This window comes from Bacillus sp. LJBV19 (genome assembly GCF_017797845.1).
In the GTDB taxonomy this organism is placed as follows: Bacteria; Bacillota; Bacilli; order Bacillales; family Bacillaceae; genus Bacillus; species Bacillus velezensis.
Genome location: NZ_CP072563.1, coordinates 2,689,190 through 2,705,702, shown reverse-complemented (window position 1 = coordinate 2,705,702; position 16,513 = coordinate 2,689,190). Strand labels below are relative to the sequence as shown.

General features: G+C 46.7%; 14 protein-coding genes, 2 tRNA genes and 1 other annotated feature. Of the genes, 15 read left to right on the top strand and 1 reads right to left on the bottom strand.

What is annotated here, in order from left to right; genetic code table 11:
* Positions 1 to 4: 4 nt before the first annotated feature.
* From J6600_RS13030 to J6600_RS13015, 4 genes are all read left to right on the top strand, one after another.
* Positions 5 to 514 (top strand): YfcE family phosphodiesterase, encoded by a 510-nt coding sequence (locus J6600_RS13030; RefSeq protein WP_014418571.1) that lies wholly within the window; start codon positions 5 to 7, stop codon positions 512 to 514.
* A gap of 113 nt (positions 515 to 627) precedes the next feature.
* Positions 628 to 701 (top strand) — tRNA-Arg (locus J6600_RS13025).
* Between the two features lie 124 nt (positions 702 to 825).
* Positions 826 to 899 (top strand) — tRNA-Arg (locus J6600_RS13020).
* A 250-nt stretch (positions 900 to 1,149) separates the two neighbouring features.
* A complete protein-coding gene (locus tag J6600_RS13015; protein WP_007408136.1) occupies positions 1,150 to 1,335 on the top strand; it encodes a hypothetical protein in 186 nt (61 codons plus the stop codon).
* Between the two features lie 39 nt (positions 1,336 to 1,374).
* Here J6600_RS13015 and J6600_RS13010 read toward each other — a convergent pair whose 3' ends face one another.
* Complete coding sequence (locus J6600_RS13010; protein WP_176464754.1) at positions 1,375 to 1,725, bottom strand: DNA helicase; 351 nt, start codon at positions 1,723 to 1,725, stop codon at positions 1,375 to 1,377.
* A 422-nt stretch (positions 1,726 to 2,147) separates the two neighbouring features.
* Positions 2,148 to 2,399: a binding site (T-box leader), on the top strand.
* Between the two features lie 119 nt (positions 2,400 to 2,518).
* Between J6600_RS13010 and ilvB the strand changes: the two genes are divergently transcribed.
* The 11 genes from ilvB (at position 2,519) to lonB (ending at position 16,509) form a co-directional block, all read left to right on the top strand.
* Complete coding sequence (gene ilvB / locus J6600_RS13005) at positions 2,519 to 4,243, top strand: acetolactate synthase large subunit (RefSeq protein ID WP_209387478.1); 1,725 nt, start codon at positions 2,519 to 2,521, stop codon at positions 4,241 to 4,243.
* On the top strand, positions 4,240 to 4,758 hold the full coding sequence (gene ilvN, locus J6600_RS13000) for an acetolactate synthase small subunit (RefSeq protein WP_003152598.1): 519 nt from the start codon (positions 4,240 to 4,242) through the stop codon (positions 4,756 to 4,758). Before ilvB ends, ilvN begins: the two co-directional genes overlap by 4 nt.
* Before the next feature lie 22 nt (positions 4,759 to 4,780).
* A complete protein-coding gene (gene ilvC / locus J6600_RS12995; RefSeq protein ID WP_003152600.1) occupies positions 4,781 to 5,809 on the top strand; it encodes a ketol-acid reductoisomerase in 1,029 nt (342 codons plus the stop codon).
* Entirely contained in the window at positions 5,796 to 7,352 is a 1,557-nt protein-coding gene (locus J6600_RS12990; RefSeq protein ID WP_021494398.1) for a 2-isopropylmalate synthase, read from the top strand. Before ilvC ends, J6600_RS12990 begins: the two co-directional genes overlap by 14 nt.
* Positions 7,353 to 7,372: 20 nt before the next feature.
* On the top strand, positions 7,373 to 8,470 hold the full coding sequence (leuB, locus tag J6600_RS12985; protein WP_209387477.1) for a 3-isopropylmalate dehydrogenase: 1,098 nt from the start codon (positions 7,373 to 7,375) through the stop codon (positions 8,468 to 8,470).
* 49 nt (positions 8,471 to 8,519) lie between these two features.
* Positions 8,520 to 9,938 carry a 3-isopropylmalate dehydratase large subunit gene (gene leuC, locus J6600_RS12980; protein WP_003152606.1) on the top strand — a complete coding sequence of 473 codons (1,419 nt, stop codon included), beginning with the start codon at positions 8,520 to 8,522 and terminating at the stop codon, positions 9,936 to 9,938.
* Positions 9,939 to 9,953: 15 nt separating this feature from the next.
* Positions 9,954 to 10,553, top strand: a complete 600-nt coding sequence (leuD, locus tag J6600_RS12975) for a 3-isopropylmalate dehydratase small subunit (RefSeq protein ID WP_007408146.1) — start codon at positions 9,954 to 9,956, stop codon at positions 10,551 to 10,553.
* Positions 10,554 to 10,670: 117 nt separating this feature from the next.
* Positions 10,671 to 11,675, top strand: coding sequence for a DNA damage checkpoint antagonist DdcA (gene ddcA, locus J6600_RS12970; RefSeq protein ID WP_209387476.1), 1,005 nt, complete (start codon positions 10,671 to 10,673; stop codon positions 11,673 to 11,675).
* Positions 11,676 to 11,891: 216 nt separating this feature from the next.
* Complete coding sequence (gene tig / locus J6600_RS12965) at positions 11,892 to 13,166, top strand: trigger factor (protein ID WP_003152618.1); 1,275 nt, start codon at positions 11,892 to 11,894, stop codon at positions 13,164 to 13,166.
* Between the two features lie 271 nt (positions 13,167 to 13,437).
* Positions 13,438 to 14,700, top strand: a complete 1,263-nt coding sequence (gene clpX / locus J6600_RS12960) for an ATP-dependent protease ATP-binding subunit ClpX (protein ID WP_007408149.1) — start codon at positions 13,438 to 13,440, stop codon at positions 14,698 to 14,700.
* Positions 14,701 to 14,850: 150 nt separating this feature from the next.
* On the top strand, positions 14,851 to 16,509 hold the full coding sequence (lonB, locus tag J6600_RS12955; protein ID WP_014418557.1) for an ATP-dependent protease LonB: 1,659 nt from the start codon (positions 14,851 to 14,853) through the stop codon (positions 16,507 to 16,509).
* Positions 16,510 to 16,513: the final 4 nt, after the last annotated feature.

Below are 16,513 nucleotides of genomic sequence, written 5' to 3'. Positions count from 1 at the left end.
TGCAATGAAAGTGCTGATAATAAGTGACAGTCACGGCCTTGAAGACGAGCTGGAGACGATTGCAAAGCGGCACGAAGACGAAGCGGATCTGATGATTCATTGCGGTGATTCAGAGCTTGACGCCGCACATCCGGCGCTCACGCCGTATCACACGGTAAAAGGCAATTGCGACTTTGGCGGCGGGTTTCAGGATGAACTCCTTCTGGACGCCGGTTCAAAGAAAATTCTGGCCGTTCACGGGCATCTTCACGGCATTAAACAGTCACTTTTAACTGTTTTTTACCGGGCGGAAGAGCTTGGGGCGGATATCGTCTGCTTCGGCCATTCACATATTGCCGGGAGTGAAGAGCTTCGGGGCAAGCTTTTGATTAATCCGGGCAGCATCCGTCTTCCGAGAGTCCGCAATGTGAAAAGCTATGCCATTCTTACTCTTACAGAAAGAGAAGGCGCCGTGACATTTTACGACGAAACGGGTCGGGAATTGAAGGACTTGGGGACTACAATCAGTTTTTAACAAGTGATGGGGGAGATTTCATTCTTCCCCATCAAAAGTTTTTAAAAAAATATTGACTTATGATTTGAACCTGTATATAATAAATCTTGTCGCTGATACATAAAGCAAAAGCTGTCCCAGTAGCTCAGCTGGATAGAGCAACGGCCTTCTAAGCCGTCGGTCGGGAGTTCGAATCTCTCCTGGGACGTACAAAAAAAGAGCTGGTGACATCAGAGTGAAAACTGATGCCGCTGGCCTTTTTTATCGGATGACTATATTGTCAATTCGCTGATATCATGGTAAAATGATCAGCAGAACAATTTGATTTTCATGTCCCAGTAGCTCAGCCGGATAGAGCAACGGCCTTCTAAGCCGTCGGTCGGGAGTTCGAATCTCTCCTGGGACGTATAAAAAACCTCAAGCCCTGACAATGGGTTTGAGGTTTTTTTGTATTTTATTTTTAATTTTACGAAACAAAAGTTCCGTATTTGATGAGAATTGTAAAGTAATTTTAATATAAATGAAACTTAATGTAATATTTACCGTAATAAATATATGTATAAAGATACTTAAGGCGCCCTTGAGTGATAAATTATCTAATTTCTATCATGCGTTTTGTCAATAATTGATAGAAAGACAGCAGGAGGAATTAGCTTTTGAAGTACGCATTTGCATATAAAAATCACAATATAGAAACGATCTTTTGCGGAAAAGACGAGCTGTTTGAGGAACTGAAGCAATTTTTAATCACTCAATGCGGTTTAATCATTGTTGAGGTTTCAAGGGCTGATTACTATACGGAGCAGGAAATGAATCAATGGAATGACCGTTATACTCTGTGAATAAGAAAAGAAACCGGCCGTGTGAGACCGGTTTTTGTATCATCTGAATCCGCTCGGAGCGCTGAAGCCCCCGGCATGGCCGCTGAAACCGCCCCCGAGCGCGCCGGGATGAGACCCGGCGCCGAGACTTCCGCCGACGTCACTGAAGGATTGGCCGTAGTACCCGGATGTATAAGGGTACGGAACGAATTGCTGCCCGGCGAATGACAGCGTGCTTTGCGGGGTCTGCTGTCCGTATCCGGATGACGGGAATCCCTGCTGAAAAGAAGGGCCGCCTTGATATGGTGCTGTATGCATCGGGGCCGGAGGATAATAAGACTGCGGCGGTAAGACCGGTAAAGGCGGAAATCCAGGAGGCAGGCCCTGCATGCCTGATAACATCTTATTCATGACATCACTCATTTCTTACGAGATAAGAACAGTGTATGCGTATGTCTGTATAAAGAGCCTGTTCAATCGAACGGAATATCTGACAAGCATGCCAGAAGGACAGAGAAAAATTGTGTAATAAAATGTGACATATTCGTATATGAACGGAAAAATTTCATGTAATCTTGAGAGATTAATAAAAAAATGATAAAAACTTTTAATATTTACAGATCCCTTTGTACCAGTAATGAAAGCGTATACAAAATAGATTGATTAATCTAAATTGTCTAATAATTATAAAAATGCTGTTGACACTGTCTGCAAACGGGCGTAATATGAGTTCAAACAAAAATAAATAAATGATTCACGCTAAAAAGAAAAATCATAAAACACTAAAAAAACAAACAAATGAAGGTTCTTTTTTAATAAAAGAGCTGCCATAATAAAAAGCGCAGAAGAGGATAAGTAGCTTTGCTGAAGTTTTTCACAGAGAGCCGGTAACGCTGAGAGCCGGTAAAACAAATCAAAGTGAACTCCCCTCAGAGTGCCGGTCTGAAATGTAAAGAGTAGGACTCGGCCGAGTGAACACAATGTTTACTCGTTATCAAAACGGATAATCATTATCCATGAGACGGTCTGCATATGACCGTAAACAAGGGTGGTACCGCGGAGAGCAAAGCCTTTTCGCCCCTTTTGGCTATCGCATGAAATGCTTGGCTGAATGTGGGTGGGAAGGCTTTTTTATTTGCGTCAGCCGGCGCTGCGTTTTATGAATTGGATTTTAGAAGGGAACATTGAAAAGGAGGAACTGAAAATGGGCACAAATGTACAGGCGGATTCTTTGTCTGCTGAATGTACAAAAACAATGAACGGGGCTCTGATGCTGATTGAATCATTAAAGAAAGAAAATGTCGAGATGATCTTCGGCTATCCGGGGGGAGCCGTCCTTCCGATTTACGATAAACTGTATCAATCAGGGCTGGTTCACATCCTGCCCCGCCACGAGCAAGGCGCGATTCATGCGGCAGAAGGGTATGCGAGAGTCTCCGGAAAGCCGGGGGTTGTGATTGCTACCTCCGGACCCGGAGCGACAAATTTAGTTACCGGTCTTGCAGATGCGATGATTGATTCATTGCCGCTCGTAGTGTTTACCGGTCAGGTGGCCACTTCGGTCATCGGCAGCGACGCTTTCCAGGAAGCCGACATTTTAGGAATTACGATGCCGATTACGAAACACAGCTACCAAGTCCGCCGTCCGGAAGATCTCCCCCGTGTGATTAAAGAGGCTTTCCATATTGCCACGACGGGAAGACCGGGCCCGGTATTAATTGATATACCGAAGGATGTCGCAGCATTTGAAGGAGAGTTCAGATATGATCACGAGATCAGCCTTCCGGGTTATCAGCCGGTAAAAGAGCCTAACTATCTGCAGATCCGAAAGCTCGTGGAAGCTGTCAGCAGTGCGAAAAAGCCGGTTATTTTAGCCGGAGCGGGTGTTTTGCACGGAAAAGCTTCAGAAGATTTAAAAAATTATGCCGAACAGCAGCAAATACCGGTAGCCCACACGCTTCTCGGTCTGGGCGGTTTCCCGGCAGACCATCCTCTTTTTCTGGGAATGGCGGGGATGCACGGCACATACACAGCGAATATGGCGCTTTACCACTGTGACTTGTTGATCAGCATCGGAGCGCGGTTCGATGATCGCGTGACCGGAAATCTGAAGCATTTTGCAAAATCGGCCAAAGTAGCGCATATCGATATTGATCCTGCTGAAATCGGAAAAATTATCGAAACGCAGATTCCGGTGGTCGGCGACAGTAAAATCGTCCTTCAGGAATTATTGAAGCAAAACGGAAAACAGGGACAAACAGAGGAATGGAAACAGCAGCTTTCAGAATGGAAAGAAGAATATCCGCTTTGGTATACAGACAACAGAGAAGAGGGCTTGAAACCCCAAAAGCTGATTGAGTATATTCACCGATTCACAAACGGTGAGGCGATTGTGGCGACGGATGTCGGCCAGCACCAGATGTGGGCGGCTCAGTTTTATCCTTTCCGAAAGGCTGATAAGTGGGTGACCTCGGGGGGGCTCGGCACAATGGGCTTCGGCCTTCCGGCGGCTATCGGAGCGCAGCTGGCCGATCGTAACGCCACGGTCGTTGCCATCCTCGGAGACGGCGGTTTTCAGATGACCCTTCAGGAATTAGATGTCATCCGGCAGCTGAATCTTCCTGTCAAAGTGGTTATCTTGAACAACGAATGTCTGGGCATGGTCAGACAGTGGCAGGAAATCTTCTATGAAGAACGCTATTCTGAATCCAAATTCTCGGCGCAGCCTGACTTTGTCAAATTGTCAGAAGCCTACGGCATTAAAGGCGTCCGGATTTCATCGGAAGAAGAGGCGGAAGAAGAGCTTAAAAAGGCGCTTTCATCAAAAGAACCGGCCGTTATTGACGTCCGGGTCGCCAAAAGCGAGAAAGTATTCCCGATGATTGCGCCGGGTAAAGGACTTCATGAAATGGTGGGGGTGAAACCTTGAAACGCATTATCACATTAACGGTGGTCAACCGCTCGGGAGTATTAAACCGGATCACCGGCCTGTTTACAAAAAGACACTATAATATCGAAAGCATCACTGTAGGCCACACGGAAACAAGCGGTGTTTCAAGGATTACATTTGTCGTCCATGTGGAAGGCGAAAATGACGTAGAGCAGCTGACAAAGCAGCTTAACAAACAAATTGACGTCCTGAAAGTGACGGATATTACAAACCAATCAATTGTACAGCGTGAGCTGGCATTAATCAAAGTTGTTTCCGCACCGTCGGCCAGAACGGAAATCAATGGAATCATTGAGCCGTTCAGAGCTTCCGTCGTTGATGTCTCAAGAGACAGCATCGTCGTTCAGGTTACCGGCGAATCTAATAAAATCGAAGCGCTCATAGAGCTTCTGAAACCTTACGGAATTAAAGAAATCGCGAGAACAGGCACAACGGCTTTTGCGAGGGGAACCCAGCAGAAGGCGTCATCCAATAAAACAATTTCAATTGTATAACACAAAAAAGGGAGAGATTAAAATGGTAAAAGTATATTATAACGGTGATATCAAAGAGAACGTATTGGCGGGTAAAAAAGTAGCGATTATCGGTTACGGTTCACAAGGTCATGCACACGCGCTGAACTTAAAAGAAAGCGGAATTGATGTCATTGTCGGCGTCAGACAAGGCAAATCATTTACACAGGCCCAAGAAGACGGTCATAAAGTCTTTTCGGTAAGAGAAGCGGCTGCCCAGGCTGATATCATTATGGTTCTTCTTCCGGATGAACAGCAGCAAAAAGTATATGAAGCTGAAATCAAAGATGAATTGACGGCGGGCAAGTCATTGGTTTTCGCACACGGATTTAACGTCCATTTCCATCAGATCGTGCCTCCTGCTGATGTGGATGTATTCCTTGTCGCCCCTAAAGGACCTGGACACCTTGTCAGAAGAACATATGAACAAGGCGCGGGCGTACCGGCATTGTTTGCCATCTACCAGGATGTATCAGGCGAAGCGAAAGATACGGCTCTTGCTTATGCAAAAGGAATCGGCGGAGCGCGTGCGGGCGTTCTTGAAACAACATTTAAGGAAGAAACGGAAACGGATTTGTTCGGTGAGCAGGCTGTTCTGTGCGGAGGTTTAACGGCGCTTGTCAAAGCGGGTTTTGAAACGCTGACAGAAGCCGGCTACCAGCCTGAACTCGCATACTTCGAGTGTCTGCACGAACTGAAGTTGATCGTAGACTTGATGTATGAAGAAGGATTGGCGGGCATGAGATACTCTATCTCCGATACGGCTCAATGGGGAGACTTTGTATCAGGACCGCGCGTAGTCGATGCGAAGGTAAAAGAATCTATGAAACAAGTATTAACGGATATTCAAAACGGTACATTCGCAAAAGAATGGATCGTGGAAAACCAAGTGAACCGTCCTCGTTTCAATGCGATCAATGCAAGTGAAAACGAGCATCAGATTGAAAAGGTCGGCAGACAGCTTCGTGAAATGATGCCGTTTGTCAAACAAGGCAAAAAGAAGGAAGCGGTGGTCTCCGTTGCGCAAAATTAATGTTTTCGACACGACCCTTCGTGACGGTGAACAATCCCCCGGGGTCAACCTCAATTCCCGGGAGAAACTGGCGATAGCCAAGCAGCTTGAAAGACTCGGGGTGGACATTATTGAAGCGGGATTTCCCGCTTCATCCCGAGGTGATTTTTTAGCCGTGCAGGAAATCGCAAGAACGATTAAAAATTGTTCGGTAACAGGGCTTGCCCGATCTGTCAAAGGTGACATCGACGCAGCCTGGGAAGCGCTGAAAGACGGGGCCAGCCCGCGGATTCACATCTTTATCGCCACCTCTGACATTCATCTGAAGCATAAGCTGAAAATGACGCGGGAAGAGGTTAAGGAAAAAGCGGTTGAAATGGTGAAGTATGCAAAAGAACGCTTTCCGATCGTTCAATGGTCAGCAGAAGACGCATGCCGCACCGAACTTCCGTTTCTGGCTGAAATCGTAGAAAAAGTGATTGATGCCGGCGCGAGCGTCATCAACCTGCCGGACACTGTAGGTTACCTGACGCCGGCTGAATACGGAAACATCTTTAAATATATGAAGGAACACGTTCCGAATATCGGCCGGGTAAAGCTTTCAGCCCATTGCCACGATGATCTCGGAATGGCGGTTGCCAACTCACTTTCGGCAATTGAGAACGGCGCTGATCAAATTGAATGCGCCATTAACGGCATAGGAGAAAGAGCCGGGAACGCCGCGCTAGAGGAAATCGCCGTTGCGCTTCATGTCAGAAATGACGCGCATCAAGCCGATTCATCCCTCAATCTTCATGAATTGAAGCGGACGAGTGATCTTGTCAGCAAACTGACGGGCATGGCCGTTCCCCGCAATAAAGCAATCGTCGGAGATAACGCTTTCGCACATGAGTCCGGCATTCACCAAGACGGTTTCCTGAAAGAAAAATCAACATATGAAATCATTTCACCGGAACTTGTCGGCGTGACTGCTGATGCGCTCGTACTCGGAAAGCATTCCGGACGCCATGCGTTCAAAGACCGCCTGAATGCGCTTGGATTCCAGTTTGATAGTGAGGAAATCAATAAATTTTTTACGATGTTTAAAGAACTGACCGAAAAGAAAAAAGAAATCACCGATGATGACTTGATTTCTCTTATTTTAGAAGAAAAAGTGACGGACAAAAAAATCGGCTATGAATTTTTGTCTCTGCAAGTGCATTACGGGACGTCTCAGGTGCCGACTGCAACAGTCTCTTTGAAAAATCAGGAAAACGAACAGCTGATTCAAGAGGCGGCAACGGGGGCGGGCAGCGTAGAAGCCGTTTATAATACGCTCGGGCGCTGCATCGATAAAAATATTGAACTGACAGACTACCGCATCCAATCCAACCGGAAAGGCGAAGACGCGCTGGCTCAAGTTTTTGTCAGAGTGACCGTGAACGGAAAAGAAACATCAGGGCGGGGAATCGCGCAGGATGTTCTGGAAGCTTCTGCTAAAGCTTATCTGAACGCCGTGAACCGGCAGTTGGTGCTGGATTGCAATTTAGACGGATTAAAGAGACAGACTGCGGTCGGCTCGTAATAGAAAGGAGAACGTTTGATTTGAAAAAACGCATTGCTTTGCTGCCCGGTGACGGAATCGGACCGGAAGTGGCGGAATCAGCGGCAGATGTATTGAAAAGCGTTGCCGAACAATTCGGACATGAATTTGAATTTGAAAACGGGCTGATCGGGGGAGCAGCTATTGACGCCCATCAAAACCCCCTTCCTGAGGAGACGGTGGCTCTTTGTGAAAGATCCGACGGCATCCTGCTCGGGGCAGTCGGCGGGCCGAAATGGGACCAAAATCCTCCAGAGCTCAGACCGGAAAAAGGCCTGCTCGGCATCAGAAAAAAACTCGGCCTGTTTGCCAATCTGCGTCCCGTGACCGTATTTGAAAGCCTGTCTGAGGCTTCTCCGCTGAAAAAAGAATATATCAGCGGCGTCGACTTTGTAATCGTCAGGGAACTGACGGGCGGCCTCTACTTCGGAGAACCGAGCAGACAGTATGTCAATGAAGCGGGAGAAAAGGAAGCGGTCGATACCCTTTTTTATAAGAAAGAAGAAATCGAACGCGTTGTCAGAGAAGCCTTTAAGATGGCTGCCGGCAGAAAAGGAAAAGTGACGTCCGTTGATAAGGCGAATGTGCTTTCTTCAAGCAGGCTGTGGCGTGAAACAGCGGATGAAATCGCAAAAGAATTTCCTGATGTGACGCTTGAACATATGCTTGTCGATAATGCCGCGATGCAGCTCATCTACGCTCCGAGCCAGTTTGACGTCATCGTAACTGAGAATATGTTCGGCGATATTTTAAGCGATGAAGCCTCCATGCTGACAGGCTCGCTCGGCATGCTGCCGTCAGCCAGTTTATCAAGTTCAGGTCTTCACTTGTTTGAACCCGTGCATGGATCTGCGCCTGACATCGCCGGTAAAGGGATGGCCAATCCGTTTGCGGCGATTTTATCAGCGGCGATGCTTTTGAGAACATCTTTCGGACTTGAAAACGAAGCTCAGGCGGTGGAAAAGGCGGTCGCAAAGGTGCTTGCAGACGGCAGCCGTACACGTGATATCGCCCGGGACGGCCAATATGCCGGAACGCATGACATTACTGAAAAAGTAAAAGCCGCATTAGCTGGCTCGAATACAAAATCTATAGTGTGACGCTTTAAAGAAAGCGGTCTTAGTTCATAGGTAGAGGGAGGAAACAAAGATGATGCCTCGAACAATCATCGAAAAGATTTGGGATCGGCATGTTGTAAAAAGCGGTGAAGGAAAACCCGACCTTCTCTATATTGATCTGCACTTAATTCATGAGGTGACGTCTCCTCAGGCGTTTGAAGGGTTAAGGCAGAAGGGGAGAAAGGTCAGACGGCCGCAGAATACATTCGCGACGATGGACCACAATATTCCGACCGTCAACCGTTTTGACATTAAAGATGAAGTCGCAAAGCGCCAAGTAACCGCGCTTGAACGGAATTGCGAGGAGTTCGGCGTCCGTCTTGCGGATCTTCACAGCGCAGACCAGGGAATCGTTCACGTGGTCGGGCCTGAGCTTGGTCTGACACTTCCGGGAAAAACGATCGTTTGCGGAGACAGCCATACATCGACTCACGGCGCGTTCGGAGCGCTTGCCTTCGGTATCGGCACAAGTGAGGTGGAACATGTTCTTTCCACACAGACATTATGGCAGCAGCGGCCGAAAACGCTTGAAATCCGCGTTGACGGAACGCTCCAAAAAGGAGTGACCGCGAAGGATGTCATCTTGTCGGTCATCGGAAAATACGGGGTGAAATTCGGTACCGGATATGTCATTGAATACACCGGGGAAGTATTCAGAAACATGTCTATGGACGAACGCATGACGGTCTGCAATATGTCAATAGAAGCGGGAGCACGGGCGGGACTGATCGCTCCAGATGACACGACGATTGAATATTGTAAAAACCGTAAATACGCGCCAAAAGGCGAGGAATTTGAAAAAGCCGCCGCAGAATGGAAAGCGTTAAAAACCGATCCGGGCGCCGTATACGATCATTCCATCGTGTTAGACGGCAGCGAGATTTCTCCAATGGTAACATGGGGCGTCAATCCCGGCATGGTTCTTCCGGTCGATGCCCAAATACCGGCGCCGGAAACCATTGATTCTGAAGACGGTAAAAAAGAAGCCATCCGCGCGTACGAATACATGGGAATCGCACCGAATCAAAAAATTGAAGATATTAAAGTCGAGCATGTGTTTATCGGCTCCTGTACAAATTCGCGGATGACCGATCTTCGCCAGGCTGCGGATATGATCAAAGGCCGAAAAGTCGCTGACAGCGTCAGGGCCATTGTGGTGCCGGGTTCTCAAAGCGTGAAACAGCAGGCCGAGGAAGAAGGGCTGCACCGCGTGTTTCTCGAGGCCGGATTTGAATGGAGAGAATCAGGCTGCAGCATGTGCCTCAGTATGAACAATGATGTCGTGCCTGAAGGGGAACGATGCGCTTCCACCTCCAACCGCAACTTCGAAGGCAGACAGGGAAAAGGCGCGAGAACACACCTTGTCAGTCCGGCGATGGCGGCAATGGCAGCCATTCACGGGCATTTCGTCGATGTAAGAAAGTTTTATCAAGAAAAAACAGTTGTGTAAGGAGTGCGCGAAAAGATGGAACCTTTAAAAACGCATACGGGAAAAGCGGCCGTCTTAAACCGGATCAACGTCGATACGGACCAGATTATTCCGAAACAGTTTTTGAAAAGAATTGAAAGAACCGGATACGGCAGATTCGCGTTTTTTGATTGGAGATACCTTGAGAACGGTGAGCCTGATCCTGAATTTGAATTAAACCGCAAAGTCTATGAAGGCGCGTCCATATTAATTGCCGGAGAGAATTTCGGCTGCGGATCATCCCGTGAGCACGCTCCTTGGGCGCTGGATGATTACGGCTTCAAAATCATCATTGCTCCGTCATTTGCCGATATTTTTCATCAAAACTGTTTTAAAAACGGTATGCTTCCCATCCGTATGCCGTATGATCAGTGGAAAAAACTCGCCGGTCAATATGAAAATCAGTCTCTTAACATGACGGTTGATTTGGAAAACCAGCTCATTCACGACAGTGAAGGAAAAGAGATTTCATTTGAAGTCGATCCGCACTGGAAGGAAATGCTGATAAACGGTTATGATGAAATTTCATTAACGCTTCTGCTGGAGGACGACATTCAGCAGTTTGAATCGAAAAGAAGTTCATGGCTTCAAGCCTGAAAAAAGCCGCCCGGCATCTGTCCGGCGGCTTTTTTTACCGTGCGCACCATCCTTTCTTGTGTTTCATGACGCATGTTGATACACTTGAACAAAATAGCGCCTGAAAGGAAATAAAGTATGACGCATGACAAGAAAAAAGCTGATATCATTCCTTTCCCCCGTCTGAAAGAACGCTTGGTTGATAAAGGGATGGCCGCCATGAAGGATAAACAGTATCAGGAGGCTCTCGAACTGTTCTCAGAGGCGGTAAGCCACGGTGATACCGAGTCCGACGTACATTTAGGCATGGCGATTTGTTTTCTGGAACTCGGGGAATTGGAAGAAGCAAAACAAGTTTGCGAGAAAATGCTGAATGAAGGATACGGCCATTATTTTACCGTACTGCAGGTGTACATGACCATTTTAATTCAGCTGAAACAATATGAAGAAGTCAAAAGCACAATTGAAGCTGTGCTGGAAGAAAATCAGCTGCCCGCAGAAAGTGCGGAGCAATTCTACCGGCTGCTCGAATTCAGCCGCAAAATGACCGATCCCGACCAGCAGGATGAAGCGTGGGAGGAGGAATACGAGGACATTCTTGATGCGGAAAAAGTGCTGAACAGCCCCGCTGAACAAATGAATCTGATTCATTCTCTTAAAGACCGCAATATTGCAAAATACACGGGTCTCTTAAAAACGATTCTTCAAGATCCGGCCGCGCATCCGCTTATCAAGACGATGATTTTGACGCTGATGGCGGAGCATGACTACAGCAAGCCGGTCCATATTACAAAATTCGGCGATTCAATGACCGCGGTTCCGAGTGAAACGGTTCAGCCTGATGCGGCTCCGATTTTGCATCGCGTTCTCCGGGTGCTTGATGAAACGCTCGGCAATGAAAACCCTACATTATACGCTGCCGTCGAGGAGCTGTGGAGAAGGCATCTGTACGTCCTGCACCCTTTTATGCCGAAGTTTTTGAACGCAGATTTATGGGCGGCGGCGCTTCATAAGGTCGGTTACGAGATGCACGGCATTGACATTGAGCCGGAGGAACTTCATATGATGTACGAGTTTGACAGCCTCGAACTCGAAGAAGCCTGCACGATGATTAAGGATATTGAAGAAATTTCTTATTTGTAAATCACGCCATATAGTTGAAAGCGGTAGGCGTTATGTTATAATATAGTGGTTGTATTTATGTATAGCGGTTTAACTGAAATGAGAATTACGGTTGGACAGGCTGCCAGTTCATTACATAATGATTCTGATTCAAAGCGGTTTTTTCTTTGACAAAGCCGCGGATTGCTTTAGAATGGAAGACCGACACAACCTGAATAGATTTTTGGAGGGAAACACATGTCTGTAAAATGGGAAAAACAAGAAGGCAACGAAGGCGTATTAACGGTTGAAGTTGATGCGGATACGTTCAAAACAGCTCTTGATGATGCATTTAAAAAAGTAGTAAAACAGGTTTCTATTCCTGGATTCCGCAAAGGGAAAGTTCCCCGCGGTTTATTCGAACAGCGTTTCGGCGTTGAAGCTCTTTACCAGGATGCTTTAGATATTTTACTTCCTGTAGAATACCCTAAAGCGGTTGAAGAAGCCGGCATTGAGCCTGTAGACCGCCCTGAAATCGATGTTGAAAAAATCGAAAAAGGCGAAAGCTTGATTTTCACTGCAAAAGTGACTGTAAAACCGGAAGTGAAACTTGGCGACTACAAAGGCTTAGGAATCGAAAAAGATGACACTGCCGTTACTGACGAAGATGTACAAAACGAACTTAAAGCGCTTCAAGAGCGTCAGGCTGAGCTTGTCGTGAAAGAAGAAGGCGCTGTTGAAAACGGCGATACAGTCGTTCTTGACTTCGAAGGTTTCGTTGACGGCGAAGCGTTTGAAGGCGGAAAAGCTGAGAACTACTCACTTGAAGTAGGATCAGGTTCATTCATCCCGGGCTTCGAAGAGCAGTTAACAGGCCTTGAAGCAGGCGCTGAAAAGGATGTTGAAGTAACATTCCCTGAAGAGTACCACGCTGAAGAGCTTGCCGGAAAACCAGCTGTTTTCAAAGTGAAAATTCATGAAATCAAAGCGAAAGAGCTTCCTGAGCTTAACGACGAATTCGCAAAAGACATTGACGAAGAAGTTGAAACGCTTGCTGAATTAACTGAGAAAACAAAAAAACGCCTTGAAGAAGCAAAAGAAAACGAAGCTGACGCTAAATTGCGTGAAGAGCTTGTTCTGAAAGCATCTGAAAACGCTGAAGCTGATGTTCCTCAAGCGATGATCGACACTGAGCTTGACCGCATGCTGAAAGAATTCGAACAGCGTCTGCAAATGCAAGGCATGAACCTTGAGCTTTACACTCAATTCTCAGGCCAAGACGAAAACGCGTTAAAAGAGCAAATGAAAGAAGATGCCGCAAAACGCGTAAAATCAAACCTGACTCTTGAAGCGATCGCTCAAGCAGAAAACCTTGAAGTAACGGACGAAGAAGTTGAAGCTGAGCTGACTAAAATGGCTGAAGCTTACAACATGCCGGTTGAAAACATCAAGCAGGCAATCGGTTCAACTGACGCGATGAAAGAAGATTTAAAAGTTCGAAAAGCAATTGATTTTCTTGTAGAAAACCGTTAATATGGTTCATAATAATAGACATAATAAAACAGGGCGCGATTAATTCGTGCCTTGTTTTGTACAATTATGATATAACTCTTTTTCTTGGGGCAAGATAGTCATTGCCGGGCTGTTTTTCGTCATACATATAGAATGTGCAAGTGCGAAACACATTGTTACCGTCTTACTGGAAAGTATGGTAAAATGCAATACATACTCGATCGTAGCAAGAACCGTTTTCTTTTGCCCTTCAGGTAAAAGAAAAAGTGAGACAAGATTAAGGGGTGAAAGAATGTTTAAATTCAACGAGGAAAAAGGACAATTGAAATGCTCGTTCTGCGGAAAAACGCAAGATCAGGTTCGTAAGCTGGTTGCAGGACCGGGTGTATATATATGCGACGAATGTATCGAGCTCTGTACAGAAATCGTAGAGGAAGAGCTTGGTACAGAAGAAGAAGTCGAATTTAAAGACGTTCCGAAGCCGCAGGAAATCCGTGAGATTCTGAATGAATATGTCATCGGACAGGATCAGGCGAAGAAATCACTTGCGGTTGCGGTATACAACCATTACAAACGCATCAATTCCAACAGTAAAGTGGATGATGTCGAGCTTTCTAAAAGTAATATTTCTTTAATCGGGCCGACTGGAAGCGGGAAAACACTTCTTGCCCAGACGCTTGCGCGTATTCTGAACGTGCCGTTTGCGATCGCGGACGCTACATCTCTGACTGAAGCCGGATATGTCGGTGAGGACGTAGAAAACATCCTCCTCAAGCTGATTCAGGCAGCAGACTATGATGTGGAAAAAGCAGAAAAAGGCATTATTTATATCGATGAAATTGATAAAGTAGCGCGAAAATCTGAAAATCCGTCCATTACACGCGACGTATCAGGCGAAGGTGTTCAGCAGGCGCTGCTGAAAATTCTTGAAGGAACGGTTGCAAGCGTGCCGCCTCAAGGAGGACGCAAACATCCTCATCAGGAATTCATCCAGATCGATACGACGAACATTCTGTTCATTTGCGGCGGTGCATTTGACGGCATCGAACAAATCATCAAACGCCGTCTCGGACAAAAAGTCATCGGTTTCGGCTCAGATAATAAAGCGGCAGACCTGGAAAAAGAAGAACTGCTTTCTAAAGTTCTTCCGGAAGACTTGCTCCGTTTCGGGCTGATTCCTGAATTCATCGGCCGTCTTCCTGTCATTGCAAGCCTTGAGCAGCTTGACGAAACGGCACTGGTTGAAATTCTGACTAAACCGAAAAACGCACTCGTCAAACAATACAAGAAAATGTTAGAACTTGATGATGTCGAGCTTGAATTTGAAGACGAGGCATTATCTGAAATTGCGAAAAAAGCGATCGAGCGTAAAACAGGCGCACGCGGCCTGCGTTCTATCATTGAAGGCATCATGCTTGACGTTATGTTTGATCTGCCGTCCCGCGATGATATTGAAAAATGTGTCATTACCGGAGCGACAGTCGCAGACGGTGAAGCACCGCGTCTTGTATTAAAAGACGGCACAGTTGTCGGCCAAGATAAAACATCAGCATAACATGACAAAACCTCCTGACCCGAATTGATCAGGAGGTTTTTTTTCTTGTCCTGACCCTTCTGAAAATGTTTATTCCGGGCTTTGCTGGGAGATACTAGCGGACAGAGGAATGAATTGGATACATAAATCGTTTTTTCAGGAGGGACCAGCATGAGTTGGACAGGGATCGCATTATTTGTACAGCTGTTTTTCGGGATAGTCATCGGATTATATTTTTGGAATCTGCTCAAAAACCAGCGTACACAAAAAGTGACGATAGATAAAGAATCAAAAAAAGAAATGGAACAGCTGCGCAAAATGCGCGCCATCAGTTTATCAGAACCTTTATCAGAAAAGGTGCGGCCGAAAAGCTTTCAGGACATTGTCGGCCAGGAAGACGGAATTAAAGCGTTAAAAGCAGCGCTTTGCGGACCGAACCCGCAGCATGTCATTATTTACGGTCCTCCGGGAGTCGGTAAAACGGCTGCGGCGCGGCTGGTATTGGAAGAAGCGAAAAAACATAAACAGTCACCGTTTCAAAAGCAGGCTGTATTTGTTGAACTTGATGCGACGACCGCGCGGTTTGATGAACGGGGGATTGCCGATCCGCTTATCGGTTCAGTGCATGATCCGATTTATCAGGGAGCGGGAGCGATGGGCCAAGCAGGCATTCCGCAGCCGAAACAGGGGGCTGTGACCCATGCTCACGGCGGGGTATTGTTTATTGATGAAATCGGCGAGCTTCATCCGATTCAGATGAATAAAATGCTGAAGGTGCTTGAAGATCGAAAAGTATTTTTAGACAGTGCGTATTACAGTGAAGAAAATACGCAAATACCGAATCACATTCATGATATTTTTCAAAATGGGCTTCCGGCAGATTTCCGTTTGATCGGAGCGACAACGAGAATGCCGAATGAAATTCCGCCGGCCATCCGTTCGCGCTGTCTTGAAGTATTTTTCCGCGAGCTGGAAAAGGATGAACTTAAAATCGTTGCGAAAAAAGCAGCCGACAAAATTCAGAAAGAGATTTCTGACGAAGCTCTCAGTGTGCTGACCGCATATACGAGAAACGGACGTGAAGCCGTCAATATGATCCAGATCGCCGCCGGCATGGCGGTGACTGAGGACAGACAAGAAATTACGACAGAAGATATAGAATGGGTTGTTCATTCCAGTCAGCTTACACCTAAAAATGAGCAGAAAATCGCCGATGAACCGCAAGTCGGCATCGTGAACGGACTTGCCGTCTACGGGCCGAACAGCGGCGCATTGCTGGAAATCGAAGTGAATGTCACACCTGCGCAGGACAAAGGAAGCCTGAATATCACGGGAATTGCAGAGGAAGAAAGCATCGGCAGCCAATCGAAGTCGATCCGCCGCAAAAGCATGGCGAAGGGATCTGTGGAAAATGTTCTGACGGTTCTGCGCACAATGGGCATCAAACCTTCAGACTATGACATTCACGTCAATTTTCCGGGCGGAGGCCCGATTGACGGACCTTCAGCAGGTATCGCGATGGCCGCGGGGATTTTTTCCGCGATTCACCGCATCCCGATCGACCATACGGTGGCGATGACGGGAGAAATCAGCCTGACGGGGCTTGTCAAACCGATCGGCGGCGTCATTCCGAAAATTAAAGCCGCAAAACAGGCCGGAGCAAAAACGGTCATTATCCCATATGAAAATCAGCAGTCCATTCTGAAACGAATAGACGGAATCACCATTAAAGCGGTAAAAACGTTCCAGGAAGTGCTGGACGTCATATTGGTTGACCCTCCTTCAGAACAAAAACCGTTTGATATCCAAATGAATAAAGAATCCGTATAAACCC